The sequence below is a fragment of the Pseudomonas sp. GV071 genome, from assembly GCF_003050835.1.
Taxonomy (GTDB): domain Bacteria; phylum Pseudomonadota; class Gammaproteobacteria; order Pseudomonadales; family Pseudomonadaceae; genus Aquipseudomonas.
Genome location: NZ_QAOJ01000001.1, coordinates 832689 through 856759, shown reverse-complemented (window position 1 = coordinate 856759; position 24071 = coordinate 832689). Strand labels below are relative to the sequence as shown.

Below are 24071 nucleotides of genomic sequence, written 5' to 3'. Positions count from 1 at the left end.
CGACGCCAGCTTCATTGTTTGATCGCCGAAACCAGCGTCAGACAGCGCTCCACGATTGGGCTGATATCGCCCGTACGCCGGCTGAGGATGATCGGTGAGACCGCCTCGGGTTCCTCGATCGCCGCATAAGCGATATCGGCACGGTGCTGTTGCTGAACACAGGCCGGCACCAGTGTTACGCCTAAACCCGCCGCCACCAGACCTATCGCCGTCTGCAATTCATTGGCCCATTGCGACACCTGAATACCCATGCCGTGGTTGGCGAACAACGCCAGCACATGATCGGCATAACTGGGCCTGGGGTTGGCGGGGTACAACACGAAGGGCTCGCGAGACAGCCGTTCAAGCGTCACAGGCTCTTTCAATAACGGATGCCCTACGGGCACTACCGCCACCAATCGATCTTCACTCAATACCTGCTGGTGAATGGCCGGATCGTCGAAATGGATGCGGCCGAAGCCGATATCGATGCGGCCGTTTTTCAGCGCTTCGATCTGCTGCAGGGTGGTCATCTCGTGCAGTCCCAGCTCCAGGTCTGCATCGCTGCGCAGCTGGCGGATCAGCTCCGGCAATGCCGCGTAGAGCGTGGATGGCGCAAAGCCGATCCCCAGCCATTGCCGTTGGCCTTCGCCTATACGGCGTGTGTTTTCGCTGACCTGCTGTAGCTGGCGCAACAGCATGCCGCTCTGCTCGTAGAAATAACGCCCCGCCTCGGTCAGTTGAAGCGGGCGGCTGCGCTCAAGCAATTCAGTGCCGAGAAACTCCTCCAACTGCTGAATCTGTCGGCTCAGCGGCGGCTGGGCGATGTTCAGGCGCTCCGCTGCGCGAGTGAAGTTCAGGGTTTCTGCCACCGCCTGAAAATAACGGACATGCCGAAGCTCCATGATACCTCCTGAGTATGGTGCGAGATAAAAACGATATTGGACCCCGTGAATACGCTAGCGGGATTCTTATCAGCCTGAAACAAGATTTTAGAGGTATCAAGCACCGCTGTGCTTGTGCCGTGTTTTTACTGCGTAAACGGAAGCCAAAATGAATTCAGCCCGGATCGTGAGCCTGGAGTCGATCATCGTCGACCTGCCGACCATTCGCCCGCACAAACTGGCCATGCACACCATGCGCAAGCAGACGCTGGTGATCCTTCGCCTGCGTTGCAGTGACGACATCGAGGGCCTGGGGGAGGCCACCACCATCGGTGGTCTTGCCTATGGCAACGAAAGCCCGGAGAGCATCAAAAGCAACCTGGATCACCACTTCGCGCCGCTGCTGATTGGCCAGGATGCGAACAACATCAACGCAGCGATGCAGCGTCTGGACAAAGCCATCAAGGGCAACACCTTTGCGCGCTCGGCGGTTGAAACCGCACTGCTGGACGCACAGGGCAAACGCCTTGGGCTGGCAGTCAGCGAGCTACTCGGCGGACGCGTGCGCGACTCGTTGGAAGTGGCCTGGACTCTGGCCAGCGGCGATACCGGCAAGGACATTGACGAAGCCGTGCAAATGCTGGAGCAGCGACGTCACCGCATCTTCAAAGTGAAGATCGGCGCCAACCCGCTGGAGCAAGACCTTAGCCATGTCGTGGCGATCAAAAAGGCCTTGGGTGCGCAAGCCAGCGTACGCGTAGATGTCAACCAGTACTGGAGCGAATCCCAGGCTATCCGCGGCTGTCAGGTGCTTGGCGAGAATGGCATCGACCTGATTGAACAACCGATTTCGCGGATCAATCGCGGCGGGCAGATCCGCCTTAACCAGCGCAGCCCGGCGCCGATCATGGCTGACGAATCCATTGAAAGTGTGGAAGACGCCTTCAGTCTGGCCGCCGACGGCGCGGCCAGCATCTTTGCTCTGAAGATCGCCAAAAACGGCGGCCCGCGCGCCGTGCTACGCACCGCGCAAATTGCCGAGGCAGCGGGCATCGCGCTGTACGGCGGCACCATGTTGGAAGGCACCATCGGCACGATGGCCTCGGCTCACGCCTTTCTCACCCTTAACCAGTTGGTCTGGCACACCGAGTTGTTCGGGCCCTTGCTGCTCACTGAAGAAATCGTGCAGCAAGCGCCTGAATACCGCGATTTCGAACTGCACGTACCCAACACGCCGGGCCTTGGCTTGGCCCTGGATGAAGAGCGCCTAGCGCGTTTTCGCCGTCCGTGAACCGAGTTGATCAGGAGAGAACACCATGCTTTTCCACGTAAAGATGACCGTAAAACTGCCCGCCGACTTGGACCCGCAAGTGGCTGCCCGGCTGAAGGCTGACGAAAAAGAGCTCGCCCAGCGTCTGCAGCAAGAGGGCAAGTGGCGCCACCTGTGGCGCATTGCCGGGCATTACGCCAACTACAGCGTGTTTGACGTGGCCAGCGTTGAAGCACTGCACGACACGCTGATGCAACTGCCGTTGTTTCCCTACATGGACATCGAGATTAACGGCCTTTGCCGTCACCCCTCATCGATTCATGCCGACGACCGTTGAAACCTGACTGACTTTGCGCCCCATAAAAACAAGATAAGGACCCAACCATGACCGTACGCATTTCCCACCAGCCCGCTATTCAGCTCTTTTTCGAACAAGCCGCAGGCTACGACAACGACCAAGGTAGCCCGCGGGTAAAACGCATTCTGCTGCGCGTTCTGCAGGACACCGCCAAACTTATCGAAGACCTGGAAGTCACCGACGACGAGTTCTGGAGCACCATCGATTACCTCAACCGTCTTGGCAGTCGCAGCGAGGCGGCGTTATTGATCGCCGGGCTGGGCGTCGAACACTTCCTCGATATGCTTAACGATGCCAAAGATGCTGAGGTTGGCTTGGTCGGCGGCACACCGCGCACCATCGAAGGCCCCCTTTATGTGGCTGGAGCGCCACTGTCTGAAGGTGAGGCGCGGATGGACGATGGCAGCGAAGACGGCGTTGCCACGCCGTTCTTTGTCGAAGGCCAAGTGCTGGATCTGGAGGGCAAACCTATTGCCGGCGCCACTGTCGATCTGTGGCAGGCCGATTCGAAGGGCAACTACTCCTACTTCGACAAAAGCCAGTCTGACTACAACCTGCGCCGGCGGATTATTACCGACGCTGAGGGGCGTTACCGTGCACGCAGCATCGTACCGTCCGGTTATGGCTGCGACCCGCAAGGGCCAACGCAGGAGTGCCTGAATTTGCTCGGCCGCCACGGCCAGCGTCCGGCGCATATTCACTACTTCATCTCCGCTCCGGGCTACCGCCATCTGACTACACAGATCAATTTGTCCGGCGACAAATACCTGTGGGATGACTTCGCCTATGCCACCCGTGACGGTTTGATTGGCGAGGTGACCTTTGTCGAAGACGCGGCGCGGGCTGCCGAACGCGGCGTAGCAGGGCGCTTTGCCGAACTGTCGTTTAACTTCCAACTGCAGAAGGCCGATGACACCACTGACGAGCAACGTAGCCTTCGTCCAAGGGCGCTTCAGGACTAACAGCGCGCGCAGCAAGCAAGCCGCGTAACCCAGCTGTGTTTTCCAGGAGTCGAGGCTGAAGCCTCTCCCACAGTCGATTACCGGTCCTGTGGGAGAGGCTTCAGCCTCGAGTTTTTTACGTCGTATGTGGCACGCACGTCGTTGTATATCGACTCGCGATTACAAACAAAACGACCCAACTGTGCCGCCGATTCGCGCCCTAATCACAGCGCGCCCTCAGGAATAAACTCCCCCCCAGTACTTTTCGAGGGTCAAACCATGCCGCATTCACCTGCTGAGAAAAAACGCGTACTTGGCCGTGTGCGCCGCGTAAGAGGGCAGTTGGATGCGCTAGAGGCGGCACTTGAACAAGGGGCTGATTGCGCGCCAGTGCTTCAGCAGATTGCCGCCATTCGCGGCGCCGTAAACGGCTTGATGGCCGGTGTGCTGGAGAGCCATCTCCGTGAAGAATTCACCGGTCTTGGCGACGTTAGCGAAGCGCAACGCGCGTCCATAGATGACGTCGTGTCCTTAGTCCGCACTTATCTACGTTAGGCGCTGGGAAGCGCCGCGAACCTTTTATTCATTTGGAGAATGCTTATGAAATCTCGTGCTGCTGTGGCTTTCGAGGCTGGCAAACCGCTGCAAATTGTTGAGATCGACGTGGCGCCACCGCGCGCCGGCGAAGTGCTGATCCGCATCACCGACACCGGTGTTTGCCACACAGACGCCTTCACTCTGTCTGGTGACGACCCAGAGGGCCTTTTCCCGGTAGTACTGGGCCATGAAGGTGCTGGCATCGTTGTAGAAGTGGGCGAGGGCGTTACCAGCCTGAAGCCGGGCGACCACGTTATTCCGCTGTACACCGCCGAGTGCGGCGAGTGCCTGTTCTGCAAGTCGGGCAAAACCAACCTGTGCGTGGCAGTACGCGCCACCCAGGGCAAAGGCGTGATGCCCGATGGCACCAGCCGTTTCTCCTACAACGGCCAGCCGCTGTATCACTACATGGGCTGCTCTACATTCAGCGAATACACCGTGGTGGCGGAAGTGTCGGTGGCCAAGATCAATCCGGACGCCAACCCGGAGCACGTCTGCCTGCTCGGTTGCGGCGTAACCACCGGCATCGGTGCCGTGCACAACACTGCCAAGGTTCAGGAAGGCGACACCGTTGCCGTTTTCGGTTTGGGTGGTATTGGCCTGGCCGTCATCCAGGGTGCACGTCAGGCCAAAGCCGGGCGAATTATTGCGGTTGACACCAACCCGTCCAAGTTCGACCTGGCGCGCTCGTTTGGCGCTACCGATTGCATCAACCCCAAAGACCACGAGCAGCCCATCCAGCAGGTGATCATCGAGGCCACCGGCTGGGGCGTGGATCACTCGTTCGAATGCATCGGCAACGTCAATGTGATGCGCTCGGCTCTGGAATGCGCCCATCGTGGTTGGGGTCAATCCATCGTAATCGGCGTGGCCGGCGCCGGTCAGGAAATCTCCACCCGTCCTTTCCAATTGGTCACCGGCCGCACCTGGAAGGGCTCGGCATTCGGTGGCGTGAAGGGCCGTACTCAACTGCCGAAAATGGTGGAAGACGCCATGAGCGGCGAGATTGATCTGGCTCCGTTCGTGACTCACACCATGCCGCTGGAACGCATCAACGAAGCGTTCGACCTGATGCACGAAGGCAAGTCAATCCGCACCGTCATCAAATACTGATCGGCAGCCGGGGCCTTATGCTCCGGCTATTCGGCGGTTTTATAGCCCTGTAACGGAGACTCACTGTGAGCAACGTAAAACTTCATCCAACACTGGATAACGGCTTCGAACAAGGCGCTGAAAACTTTGCAGGCGGCACGCTGCAATGCCTGTGTTCGGCCGATAAGGTCGAAGTCAAAATCGACGCGCAAACGTTGCACAACCATGCCTGTGGTTGCAGCAAATGCTGGAAACCCAAAGGTGCCAAATTCGCCGTCATTGCTGTGGTGCCGCGTGACAAGGTGAGCGTTACCGCCAACGCCGCCAAGCTCGCCATTATCGATGAGAAAGCCGTGATCCAGCGCCACGCCTGCAAGGACTGCGGCGCCCATCTGTTCGGCCGTATCGAGAATAAAGACCATGCGTTCTATGGCCTGGATTTCGTGCACACCGAGCTGTCAGCGCAAAAAGGCTGGTCGGCGCCGGCCTTCGCGGCCTTTGTGTCGTCCATCATCGAAACCGGTACACCACCGGCTGAAATGAAGGCTATTCGTGGGCAACTGCGTTCGCTGAATCTGCAACCCTATGACTGCTTGTCCCCAGACCTGATGGACGCGTTGGCGACCCAAGTGGCCAAGCTGAATGGCGTAAGCGCCGCGAGCTAACACGAGCAAGAAAAAAGCCCGCCATCCGTTTGCATCACGGGTGGCGGGCTTACCTTTATGTGCAGAACGGGCCCATACGAAGGCTTGTTACGTAACCGGATTGACCAGGAAGTAACGGTATGAAAGGAAACGACGTCGGCTATACCGGCATTGCAAAGCTACTGCACTGGGGAATGGCGCTGATCTGGCTCACCAGTTGGGTGATCGGCATTCTTGCCACCCATTGGCGTGACGAGCTGAACCCACAACACGGCCTGACTTTCGCGCACAAGGCGCTCGCCAGCACGTTGGTATTTCTTATTGTTGTGCGAATTGCCTGGCGCCTGATGCACCCGGTGCCAGCTATGCCCAGCACCATGAGCCCGCTTATGCAACGCGGTGCAAAAGTGGGGCACCTGCTGCTTTACGGCATCGCACTGGTCGCGCTGCCCTTGTCAGGTTGGTATTGGAGCTCGGTTGCGGACAAACCGATTCTGGTGGCCACGCTTTTCACCTTGCCGCCTCTGGTTGAGCCCAATAAGGAGCTCTATGACCTGGCCAAAACCATCCACACCTGGACAGCCTGGTTCTGCGGCGCATTGGTGGGCGGCCATGTATTGATCGCACTCAAGCACCACTTCATCGATAAAGACGACATCTTGCTCGGCATGTTACCCAAGCGCCGCGGCTAAGCGAGGCGCAGCCTGTTCAAACCCTTCAATACACGCAATCCAACCTGAGGAAGCACAGACATGACACCGATCAATGGAACCATGGTCACCTTCAACCGGCCCGACGGTGGTGCGCTGCAAGGCTACCTGGCCACGCCAGCGCAGAGCGAAAACGCCCCAGCCGTTGTGGTCATCCAGGAATGGTGGGGCTTGAACGATCAAATTCGCGGGGTGGCTGACCGCCTGGCCGAGTGCGGCTATCTGGCATTGGTGCCGGATCTGTACCGTGGGCAATCTACCGTCGAGCAAGAGGAAGCGCACCACTTGATGGAAGGGCTCGACTTTGGCGACGCGGCTTCACAAGACATCAAAGGGGCGGTGAATTTCCTTTTGAAAAAAACTGCCAACATCGCTGTTACCGGCTTCTGCATGGGCGGCGCGTTGACACTGCTCAGCCTCACCCAATGCCCGGAACTGAAAGCCGGCGTGGTGTGGTACGGCTTCCCGCCGCTGGACTATATCGACGCATCCGCGATTAAAGGTGAAGTGCTGGCCCACTGGGCTACCCAGGATGCCTTCTTCCCGATCGCCACCGTCGATGAGTTGGAAACCAAGCTGAACGGCGCCGGTGTAAAAACCGAGTTTCACCAGTACCTGGCGCACCATGCATTTGCCAACGAAACGGCTGTGGGGCAGGGGAGAATTGAAGGCACCCAATTTGATCCAGTCTGGTCGCAGCTGGCCTGGGACCGTACGCTGACGTTCCTCGGTCGCGTGCTTTGGGCCAAGTGATGCGCACCTGACGCCATGCAGACAGACCTTTTTCTGGCCCAGCCAGAGGACCTGAATCTGCTTCCCATAGACGGCGCCGTGCATAACTACGGCGTCGTCTTGACGGCCAGCGAGGCAGATAGTTTTTTTGCGCGCTTGAAACGGGAAATCGCCTGGGCGCCGGACACCGCCATGGTCAATGGCGAACTGATTCAGAGTGCGCGCCAGGTGGCCTGGCATGCCGACTCACCGCTTAGTTACACACACTCAGGTGTCCAGCGGCAGTCACTACCGTGGGATAAAACCGTACTGAGCGAACTGAGAAACGTGGTCCAGCGAGCCACTGCAACGCGATTCAACTCCTGCGTGCTCAACCTTTACCAGAATGGCTCGCAAGGCATGGGCTGGCACAGTGACCCTGAGGCGCAGGGGCTGCATGACGTGATTGCGTCATTGAGCTTCGGCGCCACCCGCAAGTTTGCGTTCAAGCACAAGGCGTCAGGTGAACGGCGGGATTTAGCACTACATCATGGTCAACTCATTGTGATGCGCGGAGAAACCCAGAAGTACTGGCTACACGCACTACAAAGAACATCGCTGGAGGTTGGGCCACGTGTGAGTCTGACGTTTCGCCAATTCCCAGACGTAAGTTCCGTCTCAAGTTCTGCCACCGCACTCGGAAGTTAAATATCATGCGATCACATTGAGAGGCGGTTGATTAGCTCTCTAAATGCTTGAAAGAGAAATTCAATTAGAGACTAGAGCTTTAAAGACCGCGAAGTTTCGAGTTGGACACGGTCGCGGCAGAAAATTTCTCTAGCAAAGTGAGCAGTACGGTAGATTCTTCTTCGGTAAGCCCTTCAAGTACAAGTCCAGCAGAATCACTGATTTGCGTCATGGCTTGCTCAATCTTTGATTTACCTTCTTCGGTTAACGTCAATAACGTCACACGACCATCCGAAGGCGAGGCTACTTTGGAAATAAGTCCGTCTTTTTCCAAGGTGATTGCGATACCCGAAACACTAGCCCGACTGGCCCCCATGAGACGCGCGGCCATAATCCCTTCAATTGGACCAGTCAACCATATAACCCACATAAGATAGTGGCCCGCGCCTGTCAGCCCGAGAGGTCGCAATATCTTTACCATATGATCATATGTAATAAGATCGCCCACTCGCAACAGCATCAATATCATACGATGTGCTTTCGAGTTCATATGCGGCAGTCGTTTAGAACCTTCTCTAACTGCAACATCTACAAACCCTGCAACGTTATTATCATCCATGAGTTGCAATAACTCATGCTTAGCGTCCTTGATCGAGTTCACTTCTCTGTTTCCCGCAAATAAATGTGGCAGTGATTAAGGTCGCGCAGTGATGTCGTTGGATTGAGCATCTTAAAAAGCGCCTCTACGCCAGATTATCCTGTTCTGGGTACCCACGTGCAAGCTTCCCGAAAGCTTCACGCCCTCTGGAATGCGCCTGCGAGGGCCGAAAAACTTATAGGTAAGACTTGTCCAGCCTGGACCAATGTATCAATTTTCAGCTCTTTGTAAAGGCCTTGACAATAATTGAGTGTTTCGGCAGTCTGCATCTGGCGAATTTCCATCCCGGAGCAGCGAAGAAATGAACACACAACCATTAAGGGTCGTCGCTCTGTCCGCGAACACACGTCGCCCCTCAAGAACAAGATCACTAGTCAATGCCATCGCTATGCGCCTTGCTGAATCGAACAGTGTGCAAGTGCTGCTATACGACTTTGTGGACATCGGCATTGAGTTCGGTATGGCTACGTCACTTGACGAACTCAGCGCTAAAGCAAAAAGCATATTCGATCAGGTTTGCCAGGCAGACGCGCTCATTGTAGGAACCCCTGTATATAAAGGTGCCTATTCCGGACACTTCAAACACTTCTTTGACCTACTTAACCCGGAGTGTCTGATCCATAAACCCGTCTGCCTTGCGGCTAATGGGGGAGGGTCGAAGCATGCATTGGTTGTGGAGCACTCGTTACGTCCGTTGTTTGGGTTCTTTAGCGCAGCAACTACCCCGACGGCTGTTTATGCCTGTGAAGCAGACTTTTTGAATGGTGAGCCGGCAGATGAAGCGCTCATCTCGAGAATAGACCGGGCAGTGTATGAACTAAGAACAGCCTGCAATTTAACCGCAGTATCCAAAATGGTGGTTTAGGAGAGGGTCGATGACAAGCCACAACTTCATGAAGCTGGCAGTTCTATGCAATAACCATCCAGGCTCGATGGGGTGGACATATCCTGGAAATTATTGCGAAGGCGATATGAACTTCGCGATGTACTCTTCGCTGGCCAAGACGTGTGAAAGAGGCAAGTTAGATGTGATGTTCTTGGCGGACGGCGTGGGTGTTCAAACTGCAGGCATCCGTGAAGGCCATTTTGGGCGGGGTGGTACGCATGTTCACTTCGAGCCGACCACGTTGCTTGCGGCGTTGAGTCAGGTAACTTCTCAGTTGGGGCTCGTCGGTACCGTCTCCGCGACCTACCATCACCCCTACACGATCGCACGCCAGATTGCCTCGCTCGACTTTTTGACCAAAGGGCGTAGCGGCTTCAATCTGGTCACTTCGGGTTCTCCGGAAGAAGCTAAAAACTTTGGCCACACCAGTGAGCTTTCCTCGGAAGTCAGATATCGTCGTGCCAACGAATTCATCGACGCAGTCATGGGGCTATGGGACAGTTTCGAGGACGATGCTTTTCTGCGAGATAAAGTGTCGGGCCAGTATTTCGACCCACGCAAGATGCACAAGCTGAACCATGAGGGGGAGTTTTTCCGCATTGAAGGCCCTCTCAACATTCCCCGCCCACCTCAGGGCTATCCCCTTATCTCCCAAGCCGGCATGTCGGATGCAGGTCACGATCTCGCCGCTCGGACCGCAGACATCATGTACGCGAAGTACGGCACGCTAGAAGGCGGCCGAGCTTTCAAAGCCAAAATGCATGAAGCAATGAAGAAGCACGGTCGAGCCGCGGGCGAGCTCGCGATTCTCCCTGGATTTTTCCCCGTAATAGGCGCGACGGAAGAAGACGCGCAAAGAAAATTCAGAGAGCGCCAGACTTACCTTGATGATGGTGGCGGCTTAGCAATGATCAAGGGGCTATGGAAAGTCGACTTGTCTGGCTATGACCTAGACGGCCCGATTCCAGATCTGCCCGAACTGCGAAAGCTCGCGCACGGACAGCAGATTGATTTCAGCCGAGCAGGACGCCGGATGACAATACGTGAGGCCTTTCACTGGTTGGCGAGCGCTTATGCTCACCTGTCAGTCATCGGCACCCCGGAACAGGTGGCAGATGCTATGCAGCTTTGGTATCAGGAAGGTGGGGCTGATGGGTTCAATCTCTACCTGCACGCGATGCCTAACAGCCTGGATGATTTTGTCGACCATGTCGTACCGATCCTCCAGCAACGAGGGGTGATGAAGAAAGAGTATTGCGGTGGAACACTGCGCGAGAACCTGGGGTTGCCCCGGCCAATGTGGCAGTCCCCTACTCGATAAGCGCCATTTGTAAGTGAGGCTCGTACGCCGACGGCGTCGGCGTATGAGTCAACCCGTAGAGCAGTGTTGCTGGTACCTGTCTTCGACGGTCGCTGTCGCCGCTGAGTGGCGCTTATGCGCCGGTGTTAGCGGGGCTGATGTCTCTGAATAATGTCGTCGATCTCTGCTTGCCACAGTCCTCGCAGCCGTGCCTTCTCAGGCTCAGGCATCCATGACGCATCGAGACTATTGAGCGCAAGTTGAGCGAGGGCTCCCAGGGGGAGTCCGAGGGCGAGATATTCTTTGGTCAAATCTGTCTGGAAAAACCCGGGGTCATCGGTGTTGATTGTGACATTCAGACCCGCTGCTATCATTTGATGGATTGCATGCTCGCTAGAGGTCAGCTCCCTCCAGACAGTCGTATGCTTAGTCGTCGTTGGGCAGCAAGTGAACCAGACACCCTGGTCTTTGCAATAAGCCATCAGATCGCTGTCATCAATGACGTGGTAACCATGATCGATACGATCGCAAGATAAACGCTTGAGGCAGGTTTCGACATAGGCTGCCGGACCATCCTCGCCAGCGTGGGCCGTAAGTCGAAGCCCTGTCTTTTTTGCGGTGGCGAACAGTGCGAGGTACAGCTCAGGAGGGTAGTTGCGCTCAGCAAACTCCAAACCTACTCCTACCACTTCAGGAGCAGGGCAGGTCTCCACCAACTTCATGAAGTCAATACCCGCCTCAGCGCCGAGCATTCGGTTGTGCGATGGAATAATCAGGGATGTAACGCCAAAGCGCTCCTCAGCAAGGCGCATTCCGATGCAAATCGCTTCTAGCATCTGCGAATACACTAAGTGCTTGTGCGAACTCGGACTAAAAAAGAACTCCACATGTCTTGCTCCATGTTCGGCGCAGTGTGACAGCATTTCGAAGGTAACTCGGGTGAAGTCTTCTGAGTTGAGCATTACCTGGAAAGCAAACATGGACACTTCTATAAACTCATCAAGGTCACGATATTCCAGCACAGCCTCAGCATGCAGCTTCGAAGGCAATGCCACTTGATGCTTATCAGCCAGTTCAATGAGTGTTGTAAGTGAAATAGAGCCCTCAAGATGCAGGTGGAGCTCGGCCTTGGGTAAGAGCCGAACAGCTTCGGCAGTAGTGAGTGGATTACGGTTACTTCTCATGTGGTGTGTTCTCTTTCTGGTTAGGGCGCGGCGGATTTTGATATATCCGTCATTATTAAAAACATGAACGCCAGCCAAAATCCGCGCGCCACAAGCCCCGACAACTATCTTGTCAAAAGTGTGAATTCAATCAGCTAGGGGAATACAAGGCTGCTTGAGCCAGCAGCAATTGCGGTATTAGAAGTTGTAGCGAGCGACGAACTGCAGCACGCTTTGGTCGGCATCAATGCCAAAGTCCCCGTCTTTAACGCCGTATTTGTTTTTGGCGTAGTCGTAGCCCAACCCGACATAGAGCTTGCGCGGCTCAAACTCCACAAAGCGACCGATGTCATATTTCAGCTGGGTTGCAAGGTGAAAATTTGCGTGAAACGTTTCGTCGTTGTCGGGAATCCAGTCGATATATCCGTCGAACAAAAGTTCAGATCCGGCGAACGGGAAAGTGGCGCCCCATGCAGGCGTTATCTGCCACGTATCGCCGTCTCGATCGCCACTTGGATCACGATGGTAGATATTCAGTTGAAAGAAGTCGAAACCCGGAACAGCCAAGTCTACGCCAACGCCCAGCAGTGCGGTTTCTACTTGTCCTTCGCCAAACTCCTGTGTAGCGGCCAGTAGTACATCGGTAATAGGTCCGAAGCTGAACTTCTTATCGAAAATCTTGTTGAAGCTCAACCTGGGCGAAAACTCGGCGTAATAGGTGAAATGCCCAGCTATGGGATCGCTTGCCCCGTTGAAATAGCTGTTGTCCACAAACCAATAAAGGTCGCCGAAGGACCAACCGCTTGACTGTTCGATGGTGAAAACCTGTTCGATTTCCGGGGTTACCTTGTTGGTTTTTCCGTATCGATAGGCGGCATCGGTTTGCTGCCACTGCAGCAAATCCTCAGCTGATGCTGCCGCTGATAGGAGAGCTAGACCGAGCGTGAACGCAATGCTGTACGCAGATTTCATCTTCCTTCCTTTTTGTTGGTTTAGTGCCACCCGCAAAATCGGGCAAGGAGGCCTACAGCAACGACAGTGCCATTTTTGTAAATGCCTTGACAAAAAGATCTTAAGTTCATTATTTCAATAGGTTAGGAGTGTAAATGATGCTTTAGTCCAGGCCGATTGGGCGCCTTCGATCGCTTTCTAAAATTGACCCAGCGCACAGGTTTTGTGCAAAAGACAGGATGGAGTGAGTCATTGCAGTGCACTTCAAAGAGGTCACAGGGCGAGCTCAAAATAAGCTTTGTAAAGGCCTTGACTATCATCGTTTAGGCACCCTTATAATCGTTCCGGTTCGGTTAAAAACGTAGTGAGGAAAAGTGATGGTTGTGGCTAAGTCAGTAGAGGGCTCCACGCGATACCAGGATTCAGAGACAGCGGTAAAACTTGACGGTATTTCCATGTCTTATCGCGGTAAGGGTGGCGTATCGTCCACTGTACTGGCGGGTATTGATCTTGAAATTAGTCCGGGGGAATTCGTCGCGCTGATTGGGCCTTCAGGGTGTGGCAAGAGCACATTGCTTAAACTTATTGCAGCACTGGAGATACCTACTCAGGGGCGTGTAACTATTTGCGGAGAGGAACCGCGAGAACTGGCGAAAAAGCACCGGCTCGGGGTCGCGTTCCAAGACCATGCATTGCTTCCTTGGTTGTCTATAAAAGAAAATGTAGGTTTGCCTTTTAAACTGGCGCGTCAGGCAGTCGACAATGAAAGAGTTGAACAACTTCTGGAGCTTGTTGGACTGGCGCACTTTGCCAATTCAAAACCATCTCAGGTTTCGGGCGGCATGAAACAGCGTGCATCAATCGCTCGGTCCTTGATGCTTAATCCATCCCTTCTTCTGTTAGATGAGCCCTTTGGTGCACTTGATGCGGTAACCCGCAAGCAGCTTAATATCGAACTTCAGTCGATTTGGACTGAGCAAAAAATCACCACGGTATTGGTCACTCACGGCGTTGATGAGGCCATATTTCTAGCTGATCGGATTATTGTTTTAGAGGCCAACCCAGGGCGAGTTCGAGAGGTGATTAACGTTCCTTTCGAACGTCCTCGTTCATCGAATCTGATGCGTACTGCCGAGTTTCATAAGTTAACGGATTACCTCACCGAACTGTTGGAGCCCGCGAACAATGTCACTTGATATAAAGATGGCCCAGCGCCTCTATGCTGCTCTCGGAATTCTTGTCTTTATCGGCTCAATCCAACTGGTTGGAACGTTTCAGCTCGCCGGCCCGGCGTGGCCTCCACTGTCAACAGTGGTTGAGTACATATTTCAACGGCGAGTAGCGCAAACATTACTTCTGGCCACGGGCAAAACGTCCAAAGTCATCCTCTACGCATACGCAGTCGGAGTGACGCTGGCGATCGTGATCAGCAGCCTCGTTCACCTGTTCCCACTCTATCGGTCAGGTGCCGACAGATTCGTCACCTTCGTGAATGCGATTCCAGCTGTGGCCATTGCGCCCATCCTAATTATCCTCGTGGGCGGGCAGCTGTCTGGCCTAATTCTGGCCGCCATCTATGTATTTTTCGTGGTGTACATGGCTTCGTTATCTGGGCTTGGGCGTCTTAACGCCACGCACGTGGATCTATTTCAAGTTTACGGCGCGTCGAAGTACCAGCGCTTCTTCGCTTACGACATCCTTTATGCAGCGCCTATGGTTCTCAATGGTATGAAACAAGCCGTTCCTGCTGCAGTTGTCGGCGCGGTCTTGGCGGAGTGGTTCAGTGGTCAAGGCGGACTTGGGCTGATGATGCTGAGCGCTATGCGCAATTTTCAGATCCCACTTCTATGGAGTGCGATGCTCTTCGTGGCGTGCTTTGCCTTGGCATTTTATGGCGTTGTCGGGTCTCTTGAAGCATATGCTCGAAAGAGGATCATGCTATGACGACGCGATTTGCTAAAGCTTGGCTTCTGACCAATTTGCCCGTAGCGCTAGTCTTCATCGCTTGGGCGCTGGTGGCACAGGTACTACCCGTCAACGCGATAATCTTCCCGTCACCAGGTTCTGTGCTACAGGACGTGATCGACCATCCTTATGTGTACCTGCATGAAGGCGGTGTCACCTTCAGAGCGTCTGTTTATGGATTGCTACTGGGCGTGCTCATGGGTACCGGCATGGCATTGTTGTCGTGGTGCAGCTTCGTTTTGAAATCGATGCTGCTTCCGGTGAGCTTACTGCTCGCGACGATACCCGTGGTCGCCATCATCCCAATCATCACCCGAATTTTCGGCCCAGGAATGTCTTCGGTGCTGTGTGTAGTGACTGTGGTGACGTTTCTGCCGACATTTGTCGCGGTGAGCTCTGGTTTGCATGCAGTCGAGCACTCTCACGAAAGCCTTTTCAAGGTTTTCGGCGCCAGAAAATGGCAACAACTCCGCTACCTGGCCATACCGGCAGCAGTGCCGCATTTCATGATGGCGCTCGGTATTTCGGCACCTTCATCCGTTATCGGCGCGATGACCGCTGAGTATTTGATTGGATCGGAGGGCCTGGGGTATCAACTGCGTTCGGCTATGGCCAACTTCGCAACTGACAGGGTTGTCGGTGGTGCGCTCCTTTCAACAGTCATGTCCATTTTCTTCCTTTCCCTTGCCCAAAGTGCCTGCACAAGGATCCTTGCGAGGTGGGGGTAGGGTAGGGATCAGAATCGCCCGCAACGCTCGAAGCTGCGCTAGACAGCACACGAGAATTTTTCTATCGACTGCCCTCATGAATCGATCTGGATACTTACCCTATGCGTGAGCAAACCAAACTCTCTCGCCGGACATTCTTGTCGGCAACGTCGATGGCAGCCCTTGCTGCCTGCGTACCGATGTCGTTTTCAAAGACGGCATTCGCAGCTTCAGCCTTTCCACTGACCGTTGCCCTGGACTGGGTTGCAGATGTGGAGTTCTCCAACATTTTTGTCGCCCGGGCGAATGGCTATTTCGCCAAGCATGGGATAGATGTTTCTTATATTCCCGGCGGGCCCTCAGCACCAGATCCCTTGGTTTCACTCGCGGCCAACAGGGCTCAGATTGGACAATGCATCTGGACGCCGTTCTTGAATGCCGTTCAAAAGCAAAATGACTTTGTCATTCTCGGGGCGGCTTTTCCGGTCAATCCTGGTTGCATCATTTCGTTGCCCGGAAAGCCTATCCGTACTGCCGCTGACATCGTCGGCAAAACGCTTTTGATCCAATTCCCGTCCTTGGAAGAAGAGCTGAAAGGGCTTCTCGCGTACAACCAGATTCAAGGCGAATTCACTGTTCGCCCTACCGGATTTACTGCTGATTCGTTGTTCGCCGGCGATGGGGAAGGGTACTTGGCCTACATCACAAACCAACCTCTAGAGCTTGAAGCCAGGGGTATGGTCCGGGGTAAAGACTTCATCGTGACCATGCTATCCGAGATGAACTACCCGTTACCTTCTTCGATCTTTACCGTTAAGCGAGACGTCTTGGAGCGCAACCGTCCTCAACTCGTGTCGTTCTTCAAGGGCGTACTGGAGGGGCAAGCGTTCTCTGCCGAGAACCCCGACAAAGCTGTACTGCAGGTAGTCGAGAATGACGGAAGCGATCTTGGCCTCGACGCCGCAAACCAAAAGCAAGTGCTGGCTGAAAACCTGAAGCTCGCCAAGGCTGGTAATACCGGTGTTCCGTTTCTCATAACCCCAGATCAGCAAGCGGCAATGATCAAGTTTGCCCAGGCTATCGGAGTTTCAGGGCTCAATGCTCCCGAAAGGTTCTTCGACTCAAGCGTGCTAGCAGAGGCTGCGAAGTCACTCGGATACGTTGGCTAGGACATACCTTTACTTTACTTGTCGTTCCAATCGATCAATGAAGCTCCCAGGTTTTGATCGAGATTAGCGAGGCACCCCGGAAGGGGTGTTTTTTTTTGCCGCTACAGCCATCTCCTAGCCGTGCATCAAGCAATGATCGACCGGGTAAGATCAAACCGCGAGCGATTCTCCTTGAGCCATCGGGACCTGAGTACAGGCTTGATCTCACATAGAGCAGTGAATTCCCGATTTTCCCCCGCGATTCGACCCGCTGGCTATAGTTCCTGCGTTCTCGACGCAGCGACTTCAAGTGATCAAATTCGCTGCTTCTTATGGCGCTTGTTCAGCACGATTATTTAAAGGCTTATCGAGTGAGTGAAGGCTTTGGCAAAGACCACGACAAAAACCGGAGACGGCTTGTTATCGAGTTCTTGGAGGACCGGCCAGCCAGCCTGTTGGTTCGAAATCTCTACCTGCTTTAGCTGCTACCTCAAACATGCGCGCTTGCTGCTTACTTCCACGCCCCATCAACGCACGAGCTTGAGCCTCGTACGACGCCATCAAAAAGGTTTCGTGCGTCAACGCATCACGCTGATTCTTCATTTGAAATCCCGCCTGTCTAGGGCCGCTAAATCATTTGGATCGGTCGCTACCGAATAATCAACGCGGCTACTTCATGCTAAAAAGTCTATAACAACGCTGCCTTTATCGCTGAGGCTAGACGTAGACCCCGTATTTTATTTGCTCGAGATATGTAAGCACGGCGTCCAATCCATCTTTGCGCAGCACGAGATCGATTGGTTTCTGGCGATTCAAGCCCCGCGCAGGTCGATGCATCCATGTCCAAGCTAACTCTCGGTCGCCTAGGACTTCGGTTGCCTTCACCATAGCTTTCACGACTCGAAAGGTTGTCTGGGCTTCGCTAATCCAGTAGTCCGTTTCTTTAGTCATTGCGTTACAGCCTCTTTGGAGAGTGTAAGGCCACCTCCAGGATCCCGTTCCGTCGATTTCTCCATTGCGCACCATAGCTGCAATGCGCCAAATATGCTCAATTTGCAGACCTGAAGTCCCTTCGCCCGAACGACGTTGCCGATGATTGTGGAATGACCCGCTCGGCTAGGCTCCTTGTCGCCCTATCGGTTAGCGTGGCCGCTCAGTCCCCACCTTTTTCTAGATATATGAGGCGCCGCTTAGTTAATTCAGAAAGGCCGGTTTCCGGGGACTCTACGTACACGTCCCCATTGAGGACTCGATAGATGCCGCACAGATAGTCGTCGTCTTCAGCAGACCCTTCACTCACCTCGACAAGCGGCTCCATCATCCAGTCAGTGCTTTTGTTCACGTACGGCGGCGTGAGTAGCTGGGTGGACCTGATTCGGCCTCGCAACGCGACCTCTTTGACGACTCTCTCAAACTCCTCAAGCGACCCAATAAGGCAGCGCCTGCTGCGAGTATCATTGCCGGATCCTTCACTCCACTCGACGAAAAAAAGCGGGCAAGCACCCGATATTTCTACCGAGTTCCAATGCTGTGGGCCTTCACGCCCTAGCAACGCCCTGATCGGGATTTCAGCACTCTGATGGGTAAGAAACATGGAGAAGGCTCTCAAAAACGACTCCTTTAGATTGTAGCCCTATAGATTGCAAAAAGGCTTCATCTTTCCTTTTGCCGGATTAGCAAAATGGAATTGAAGAAGGCTGTCGGAGCTACGTTGAAGCAATTTCGCTTGAGCAAAGATTTGAGCCAGGAGGATTTTGCCGACGTCAGCAGTCGGACATACATGAGCACCCTTGAGCGGGGTGTCAAATGCCCAACTCTGGAAAAACTGGAGCAGCTAGCATCAGTGCTAGATGTCCACCCTCTCAGTTTGCTTACAGCGATCTATCTGAGGCGCGGGAATTCGTGCGACGTAGATCACCTGTTCAAGGTCGTGAGGCAGGATCTTTCAGAGCTCTGAACAAGGCGTAGAGAGGAGGGTGGCAGCTTTAAAGCTGCCGGTTCGAAGTGAAACTCCGATTTTGAAAGCTTTATCGACTGGAGCCGAGTTTTGTCGTAGACGGACAGCGAGAGGATCAGGCTTCGTATTTAGGTGGAGACAAGGGTTTGCCGGCTAACACCGAGCCCTCAACCGCAGCGAATGCTTCGATAGCGGCAACGGATAAAAAAGATCGGTAATTTGGCGACGTTTGCATGCGTTGGATTTTCAAACGAGCCTCGGCCAAGGCTCGCATGTAGGTTTCGCTTTTCTCGGCAGACATGGGTGTACCTCTCAGATCCAGGATTATCGTAGGAGACTCAAAGTGGGCGTAGCAAGGTTCTGCAGTTAGCGAGGAGGGCGGCGCTCCCGGAACCCTCAGCTTAAGTACAACAGCGGGTTATCTAAGACCAAAATGCCCTCAACTGAGAATAAATACAAAAATCCTGATGCTGATCCGCGAGGACCCTACTGCTTTACCGATGTAACAGCACTAGGTTTAAGACCCGCACTAAGGTACGACTGCCACGGATGTCTTCCTCCTGAAGAGCGTAGCTGGCGCTTCAAAGAGAGCAGGGCCTTAGAATTAGAAGCAGATGGTCGTATTGGGTTCTTGCGAAATGGCCGGCCTTTGCTAAAACGCTTCTTAAGCGAGCGCTCAGAACAGGTCGCTGAACCAAGGTCAGTAGGAACGCCCCGACTTGAGCTGATCGTTCGGGAGGCAATGAAAGCTATCGCATCTGAAATCGCAAAAAATCCACGTTGCCTCCGAGATGTCGAATGGAGAGATATTGAGCGGGTAATGCGCGAGGTATTTGAGCAGCTCGGCTTCGCAACGAAGTTGACTAGGTCCGGTAAGGATGGTGGATTCGACCTGCAACTCGAAACGATTGAGCATGGGGAGACTCAAGTATTTCTAGTTGAAGTAAAGCACTGGCTGGCTAGCGGTAAAAAACCGGGGACCGGCACGTTAGCCGCGCTTATTGATGTGGTAGCCAGAGCTACTGGACGTCCAAAATGATTGATTCTTTCGTCGTCTGGGTTCACTGGGAATGTCCTTAACGGTATCGTTTCCCTTTGCCAGAGCTATCTTGAAAGCGTGGACGGAATTTGGAGCCCGACCAGCGATCTTTCCCAAATGCTTTTGGAAGGAACAATCTAACGCTCCGAATCGCTCACCATATAGAAACAGGCGAGGTTGCTCAAAGACAATAATAGCGGAGCTTTTCGGTCAAATAATCACAGTAACCGACTGTTTTTCAAGGTTATTGTTTTTAAAGAATAATTCTGGCTTTTAAAGAGTTCCGACAAAATTCCGCAGTAGTCGTATTCCCAAAACCCAATACGAAGGTTCGCATAATGTATATTATGTTAAATCAAGTATAGGGAAATCAAAGGGATAAGCGGACTTCATCGAAACATCCCTTTCACTGCTCACCTATCTCGACATCACTCGCTGCAAGCCCAAGGCAATCAACCCAGTGCCGGCTACACCGTTTACGCCACGTTCAATGCGCAGATAAAACGCTCGCAGCGCTGCTGTGCCAAACACCTGCGTAATCGCCAGATGCCAAGCCAACGACAACGTCGCCACCAACAACACCGTCACGCCGTAGAACCACAACGGCGCGCTGACGGGAAACACCACGGCAAATGCGCTGGTCCAGAATGCCGCGCCTTTCGGATTGGTGACGCCTGTCAGCAATCCGGTCCTGTACGCTGCCCAGCGATTCGCACCGCCCAGGTCCTGCTGCTCACTCACTGTGCGTGCCGGCGCTGGTGAAATCGCCGACCACAGCAACTTCGCGCCATACCAAATCAGATAACTGGCCCCGACCACCCGTAACGCCGACGCCAACCAAGGATGTTGCGCCAACAATGTGGCCACGCCTGCCAAGGCCACCAGCACCCAGAAAATCGAACCGGTGGTAAGCCCCAACACTACATAACGCGCCTCACGGCGCCGGCCTTCCATTGCCATCTGGCTGAGGATAAAAAAATTGGGCCCAGGGCTGGCCAGTACGGCCAGGTAGATGCCGCTTATTAACAGGAGTGACGCCAGGTAAGTCATGGTGATGGTTCAGATCGGTTGCTATGGCCTGACTGTGGCTGGCGAGCATTTTCCCTGTCAAGGCGCGCCGCCAGACAACGCTAAATAAATGGTTTTGCGCCCTCAGATATCCACAATATCTGTGCATAAGTCTGTGCATAGGACGCTACATGTAGCGTTTCCCGGTGCCTGAGCTGGGTTCGCTCAAATAGCGATCAGCGCGCGCTAACCTATTGTATTTCCATATAAAGATAGCGAAATGAGATAAGCGCTTTTGTCCATATTTTCCCAGTAAAAGACTGACAACCCCAGCCGCCAACCGCTCAGCCCCCCTCTCCTACTGCTTCAGCCCAGGCGCTCAATTGCCGCCGCCACGCCCGCGCCATAGGCAGGATCTGCCTGGGTGCAGTTATGGATATGCCGCGCTTTGACCTGCTGCGTGGCGCCGTTGATGGCCCGTGCGGTGTTATCAAACAGCGTCTGTTGCTGCGCCGGCGACATCAGCTGAAAAAGCGCCCGTGGTTGCGAGAAGTAGTCGTCATCCACCCGGTGGTTCCAGTGGTCCGCCGCGCCTTCCAGGCTCAGCGGCGGCTCAAGGAATTCCGGCTGTTCCACCCATTCGCTGAAACTGTTGGGCTCATACGCCAACAGCTGGCCGTGGTTGCCGTCGACGCGCATCTGGCCGTCGCGGTGGTAGCTGTGTACTGGGCAGCGTGGGGCGTTGACTGGAATCGCCGCGTGGTTGACGCCCAGCCGATAGCGCTGCGCATCGCCATAGGAAAACAGCCGGCCCTGGAGCATTTTGTCCGGCGAAAAACTCACCCCCGGCACCACATTGCCTCGGTTGAATGCGGCCTGCTCGACCTCGGCAAACACGTTGGCCGGGTTGCGATTGAGCTCGATGGTGCCCACTTCGATCAACGGGTAATCGCGGTGTGGCCAGACCTTGGTGAGGTCGAACGGGTTGAGGTGATAGCTGCCCGCTTCGCGCTCGGGCATCACCTGGATGTACAGGGTCCAGCGCGGAAATTCTCCGTTTTCGATGCTGCCGAACAGGTCGCGCTGGTGGCTTTCACGGTCGCCGCCAGCCACCTGCGCCGCCTCGGCATCGGAGAAGTTCTGGATGCCCTGTTGCGAGCGCCAGGTGAATTTCACCCAGTGCCGTTCGTTGTTGGCGTTGAGCAAACTGAAGGTGTGGCTGCCAAACCCATGCATGTGCCGGTAGCTGCGCGGGATGCCGCGGTCGCTCATGACGATGGTCACCTGGTGCAGGGCTTCCGGCAGGTTGGTCCAGAAATCCCAGTTGTTCTGCGCGCTGCGCATGCCGGTGTGCGGGTCGCGTTTGACCGCATGATTGAGGTCGGGAAACTTCAGCGGATCGCGCAAAAAGAACACCGGCGTGTTGTTGCCGACCAGGTCCCAGTTGCCTTGCTCGGTGTAGAACTTCAGGGCAAAACCACGTATGTCGCGCTCGGCATCCGCCGCGCCACGCTCGCCCGCCACGGTGGAAAAGCGCACAAACATATCCGTCTGTTTACCCACTGCCGAGAACAACGCGGCTTTGGTATAGCGGGTGATGTCGTGGGTCACGGTGAAGGTGCCATAGGCACCGGAACCCTTGGCGTGCATCCGCCGCTCTGGAATCACCTCACGGTCGAAATGCGCGAGCTTTTCAATAAACCACACGTCCTGCAGCAACGCCGGGCCACGCGGGCCGGCGGTCTGGATGTTCTGGTTGTCTCCGACCGGGGCGCCGAAGGCAGTGGTGAGCTTGTTCATGGGCATGCTCCTTATTGGGTAGACGGTTTACTCGGCAGTCCAGGTGATGGGCGGCGACCCGTTGCCAGCCCGGTCACTGTGGATGCTGCCACCGCCCTCGGGCGTGCCCAGTGCCGCAGCATTGGTCACGCCGCGCAAACGTTTTATGCGGCATTGCGCACATGCTGGCCGAGGTATTCGGCAGTTGAAATCACCGGCGCATAACCGAAACTCAGCGCCGCCATAAAGGCTGCATGCACATGGGCGGCCGGTACTTTTACCCCATCGAATTCAAGGTCGAGGGTGGCGCAGGCGTCGTGCAGCACGGTGGTCCGGTAGCCGAAGTCGACAGCAGCGCGGGTGATGCCGTGCACGCACATATGGCTCATGTTGCCGACCACAATCAGCTCATCAATGCCCTGGGCGTCGAGGATCGGCTTGAGCTCGGTTTCGCGAAACGAGTTGATGAAGTGTTTGAGCACCACCGGCTCTTCCGGCTGGTTGATTACGCTGGGGTGCAGCTTCGCGCCTTCGCTGTGGGGGCGGAAGAATGGCGCGTCGGCGCTGGTGAACTCGTGGCGGATATGCACCACCAGATCACCGCTGTCGCGAAACGCGGCAATCACTTGCGCCGCCTTGGCGGCTGCCGCTTCGACCTTGCTCAGGGTCCACAGGCCGCCGGGGAAGTAGTCGTTCTGGATGTCGACCACGATCAATGCTTTTTTACCGCTCATAGCGATGCTCCTTTCGAGGGGCCCGGCCGTAATGGCCGGGCAAATGAGGGCTCAGCTGCGCAGGAAGGCCAGCAGGTCGGCGTTGAGTTTGTCCTTGTGGGTGTCGGTGATGCCGTGGGGGGCGCCGGGGTAGATCACCAGCTTGGCGTTGCGCACCAGCTCGGCGGATGCCCGGGCGGCGGCGTCCACCGGCACGATCTGGTCATCGTCGCCGTGCAGAATCAGGGTGGGCACGTCGAACTTCTTCAGGTCCTCGCGAAAGTCGGTTTCCGAAAACGCCTTGATGCAGTCGTAGGCATTTTTGTGCCCGGCCATCATGCCCTGCATCCAGAAGGCATCGATGACGCCCTGGGAGGGTTTGGCGCCTGGGCGGTTGTAGCCAAAGAACGGGCCGCTGGCGATGTCCTTGTACAGCTGCGAGCGGTCGGCAATCGAGCCGGCACGAATGCCATCGAACACCGAAATCGGCAGGCCGCCGGGGTTGCTGTCGGTCTTCAGCATCAGCGGCGGCACCGCGGAAATCAGCCCGGCCTTGGCCACTCGCCCGGTGCCATGGCGGCCGATGTAACGGGCCACTTCACCGCCACCGGTGGAGAAGCCAAACAACGCGGCGTCGCGCACATCCAAGTGGTCGAGCAGCTGCGCCAGGTCATCGGCGTAGGTGTCCATTTCGTTGCCGTCCCACGGCTGGCTGGAACGCCCGTGGCCGCGGCGGTCATGGGCAATCACCCGAAACCCGTTGGCGGCCAGGAAGAACATTTGCGACTCCCAGCTATCGGCGTTCAGTGGCCAGCCGTGGCTGAGCACCACCACCGGGCCGCTGCCCCAATCCTTGTAATAAATTTCGCTGCCGTCGCGTGTTGTGATGGTGCCCATGTGGTCTCTCCAGAATCGGGTTGTTGG

The 24071-nt window shown here is 55.3% G+C and carries 27 protein-coding genes; 17 read left to right on the top strand and 10 right to left on the bottom strand.

Annotated features, from left to right (window positions below):
- Positions 1 to 11: 11 nt before the first annotated feature.
- Positions 12 to 884: a LysR family transcriptional regulator gene (locus tag C8K61_RS03805; RefSeq protein ID WP_108094833.1), complete on the bottom strand. Its 873-nt coding sequence runs from the start codon at positions 882 to 884 to the stop codon at positions 12 to 14.
- A 148-nt stretch (positions 885 to 1032) separates the two neighbouring features.
- Here C8K61_RS03805 and C8K61_RS03800 point away from each other — a divergent pair, with 148 nt between their 5' ends.
- From C8K61_RS03800 to C8K61_RS03760, 9 genes are all read left to right on the top strand, one after another.
- Complete coding sequence (locus C8K61_RS03800; protein WP_108094832.1) at positions 1033 to 2154, top strand: muconate cycloisomerase family protein; 1122 nt, start codon at positions 1033 to 1035, stop codon at positions 2152 to 2154.
- A 25-nt stretch (positions 2155 to 2179) separates the two neighbouring features.
- The gene (gene catC, locus C8K61_RS03795; RefSeq protein WP_108094831.1) at positions 2180 to 2470 is read left to right on the top strand and encodes a muconolactone Delta-isomerase; all 291 of its coding nucleotides are present in this window, start codon (positions 2180 to 2182) and stop codon (positions 2468 to 2470) included.
- 47 nt (positions 2471 to 2517) lie between these two features.
- Positions 2518 to 3453 (top strand): catechol 1,2-dioxygenase, encoded by a 936-nt coding sequence (gene catA, locus C8K61_RS03790; protein ID WP_108094830.1) that lies wholly within the window; start codon positions 2518 to 2520, stop codon positions 3451 to 3453.
- 258 nt (positions 3454 to 3711) lie between these two features.
- On the top strand, positions 3712 to 3987 hold the full coding sequence (frmR, locus tag C8K61_RS03785; RefSeq protein WP_108094829.1) for a formaldehyde-responsive transcriptional repressor FrmR: 276 nt from the start codon (positions 3712 to 3714) through the stop codon (positions 3985 to 3987).
- Between the two features lie 45 nt (positions 3988 to 4032).
- Complete coding sequence (locus tag C8K61_RS03780) at positions 4033 to 5142, top strand: S-(hydroxymethyl)glutathione dehydrogenase/class III alcohol dehydrogenase (RefSeq protein WP_108094828.1); 1110 nt, start codon at positions 4033 to 4035, stop codon at positions 5140 to 5142.
- Between the two features lie 65 nt (positions 5143 to 5207).
- A complete protein-coding gene (gene gfa / locus C8K61_RS03775; RefSeq protein ID WP_108094827.1) occupies positions 5208 to 5786 on the top strand; it encodes an S-(hydroxymethyl)glutathione synthase in 579 nt (192 codons plus the stop codon).
- A gap of 119 nt (positions 5787 to 5905) precedes the next feature.
- Positions 5906 to 6457, top strand: a complete 552-nt coding sequence (locus C8K61_RS03770; RefSeq protein ID WP_108094826.1) for a cytochrome b — start codon at positions 5906 to 5908, stop codon at positions 6455 to 6457.
- 60 nt (positions 6458 to 6517) lie between these two features.
- Entirely contained in the window at positions 6518 to 7228 is a 711-nt protein-coding gene (locus C8K61_RS03765; RefSeq protein ID WP_108094825.1) for a dienelactone hydrolase family protein, read from the top strand.
- A gap of 15 nt (positions 7229 to 7243) precedes the next feature.
- Positions 7244 to 7894 carry an alpha-ketoglutarate-dependent dioxygenase AlkB gene (locus tag C8K61_RS03760; protein WP_108094824.1) on the top strand — a complete coding sequence of 217 codons (651 nt, stop codon included), beginning with the start codon at positions 7244 to 7246 and terminating at the stop codon, positions 7892 to 7894.
- 79 nt (positions 7895 to 7973) lie between these two features.
- On the opposite strand, the gene C8K61_RS03755 is transcribed toward C8K61_RS03760, so the two are convergent.
- Positions 7974 to 8534, bottom strand: a complete 561-nt coding sequence (locus C8K61_RS03755; protein WP_108094823.1) for a MarR family winged helix-turn-helix transcriptional regulator — start codon at positions 8532 to 8534, stop codon at positions 7974 to 7976.
- Positions 8535 to 8832: 298 nt separating this feature from the next.
- On the opposite strand from C8K61_RS03755, the gene C8K61_RS03750 reads away from it, so the two are divergent.
- Positions 8833 to 9396: an NAD(P)H-dependent oxidoreductase gene (locus C8K61_RS03750; RefSeq protein ID WP_108094822.1), complete on the top strand. Its 564-nt coding sequence runs from the start codon at positions 8833 to 8835 to the stop codon at positions 9394 to 9396.
- A 10-nt stretch (positions 9397 to 9406) separates the two neighbouring features.
- Positions 9407 to 10738 (top strand): LLM class flavin-dependent oxidoreductase, encoded by a 1332-nt coding sequence (locus C8K61_RS03745; protein ID WP_218277793.1) that lies wholly within the window; start codon positions 9407 to 9409, stop codon positions 10736 to 10738.
- A gap of 125 nt (positions 10739 to 10863) precedes the next feature.
- Here C8K61_RS03745 and add read toward each other — a convergent pair whose 3' ends face one another.
- The gene (gene add / locus C8K61_RS03740) at positions 10864 to 11901 is read right to left on the bottom strand and encodes an adenosine deaminase (RefSeq protein ID WP_108094821.1); all 1038 of its coding nucleotides are present in this window, start codon (positions 11899 to 11901) and stop codon (positions 10864 to 10866) included.
- A 177-nt stretch (positions 11902 to 12078) separates the two neighbouring features.
- Positions 12079 to 12852, bottom strand: coding sequence for an outer membrane protein OmpK (locus C8K61_RS03735; protein ID WP_108094820.1), 774 nt, complete (start codon positions 12850 to 12852; stop codon positions 12079 to 12081).
- 356 nt (positions 12853 to 13208) lie between these two features.
- On the opposite strand from C8K61_RS03735, the gene C8K61_RS03730 reads away from it, so the two are divergent.
- The 4 genes from C8K61_RS03730 to C8K61_RS03715 all read left to right on the top strand — a co-directional run bounded on the left by C8K61_RS03730 (position 13209) and on the right by C8K61_RS03715 (position 16672).
- Positions 13209 to 14027, top strand: a complete 819-nt coding sequence (locus C8K61_RS03730) for an ABC transporter ATP-binding protein (protein WP_108094819.1) — start codon at positions 13209 to 13211, stop codon at positions 14025 to 14027.
- Positions 14028 to 14034: 7 nt separating this feature from the next.
- Entirely contained in the window at positions 14035 to 14775 is a 741-nt protein-coding gene (locus C8K61_RS03725; RefSeq protein WP_158272498.1) for an ABC transporter permease, read from the top strand.
- Positions 14772 to 15524 (top strand): ABC transporter permease, encoded by a 753-nt coding sequence (locus tag C8K61_RS03720; protein ID WP_108094817.1) that lies wholly within the window; start codon positions 14772 to 14774, stop codon positions 15522 to 15524. The genes C8K61_RS03725 and C8K61_RS03720 overlap by 4 nt, the downstream gene beginning before the upstream one ends.
- A gap of 101 nt (positions 15525 to 15625) precedes the next feature.
- Entirely contained in the window at positions 15626 to 16672 is a 1047-nt protein-coding gene (locus tag C8K61_RS03715) for an ABC transporter substrate-binding protein (protein WP_108094816.1), read from the top strand.
- 696 nt (positions 16673 to 17368) lie between these two features.
- Here C8K61_RS03715 and C8K61_RS27155 read toward each other — a convergent pair.
- Entirely contained in the window at positions 17369 to 17539 is a 171-nt protein-coding gene (locus C8K61_RS27155; protein ID WP_371919965.1) for an antitoxin Xre/MbcA/ParS toxin-binding domain-containing protein, read from the bottom strand.
- Between the two features lie 793 nt (positions 17540 to 18332).
- Between C8K61_RS27155 and C8K61_RS03700 the strand changes: the two genes are divergently transcribed.
- A complete protein-coding gene (locus C8K61_RS03700; RefSeq protein ID WP_108094813.1) occupies positions 18333 to 18608 on the top strand; it encodes a helix-turn-helix domain-containing protein in 276 nt (91 codons plus the stop codon).
- Between the two features lie 115 nt (positions 18609 to 18723).
- On the opposite strand, the gene C8K61_RS03695 is transcribed toward C8K61_RS03700, so the two are convergent.
- Entirely contained in the window at positions 18724 to 18909 is a 186-nt protein-coding gene (locus tag C8K61_RS03695; RefSeq protein ID WP_108094812.1) for a hypothetical protein, read from the bottom strand.
- A gap of 441 nt (positions 18910 to 19350) precedes the next feature.
- On the opposite strand from C8K61_RS03695, the gene C8K61_RS26730 reads away from it, so the two are divergent.
- A complete protein-coding gene (locus C8K61_RS26730) occupies positions 19351 to 19647 on the top strand; it encodes a restriction endonuclease (protein WP_158272496.1) in 297 nt (98 codons plus the stop codon).
- A gap of 417 nt (positions 19648 to 20064) precedes the next feature.
- Here the strand turns inward: C8K61_RS26730 and C8K61_RS03685 are convergent, their stop codons facing one another.
- From C8K61_RS03685 to C8K61_RS03670, 4 genes are all read right to left on the bottom strand, one after another.
- The gene (locus C8K61_RS03685) at positions 20065 to 20697 is read right to left on the bottom strand and encodes a LysE family transporter (protein ID WP_108094810.1); all 633 of its coding nucleotides are present in this window, start codon (positions 20695 to 20697) and stop codon (positions 20065 to 20067) included.
- 324 nt (positions 20698 to 21021) lie between these two features.
- Positions 21022 to 22455 (bottom strand): catalase, encoded by a 1434-nt coding sequence (locus tag C8K61_RS03680; RefSeq protein WP_108094809.1) that lies wholly within the window; start codon positions 22453 to 22455, stop codon positions 21022 to 21024.
- 143 nt (positions 22456 to 22598) lie between these two features.
- Positions 22599 to 23168 carry a cysteine hydrolase family protein gene (locus C8K61_RS03675; RefSeq protein ID WP_108094808.1) on the bottom strand — a complete coding sequence of 190 codons (570 nt, stop codon included), beginning with the start codon at positions 23166 to 23168 and terminating at the stop codon, positions 22599 to 22601.
- Between the two features lie 51 nt (positions 23169 to 23219).
- Entirely contained in the window at positions 23220 to 24044 is an 825-nt protein-coding gene (locus tag C8K61_RS03670) for an alpha/beta fold hydrolase (protein ID WP_108094807.1), read from the bottom strand.
- Positions 24045 to 24071 lie beyond the last annotated feature (27 nt).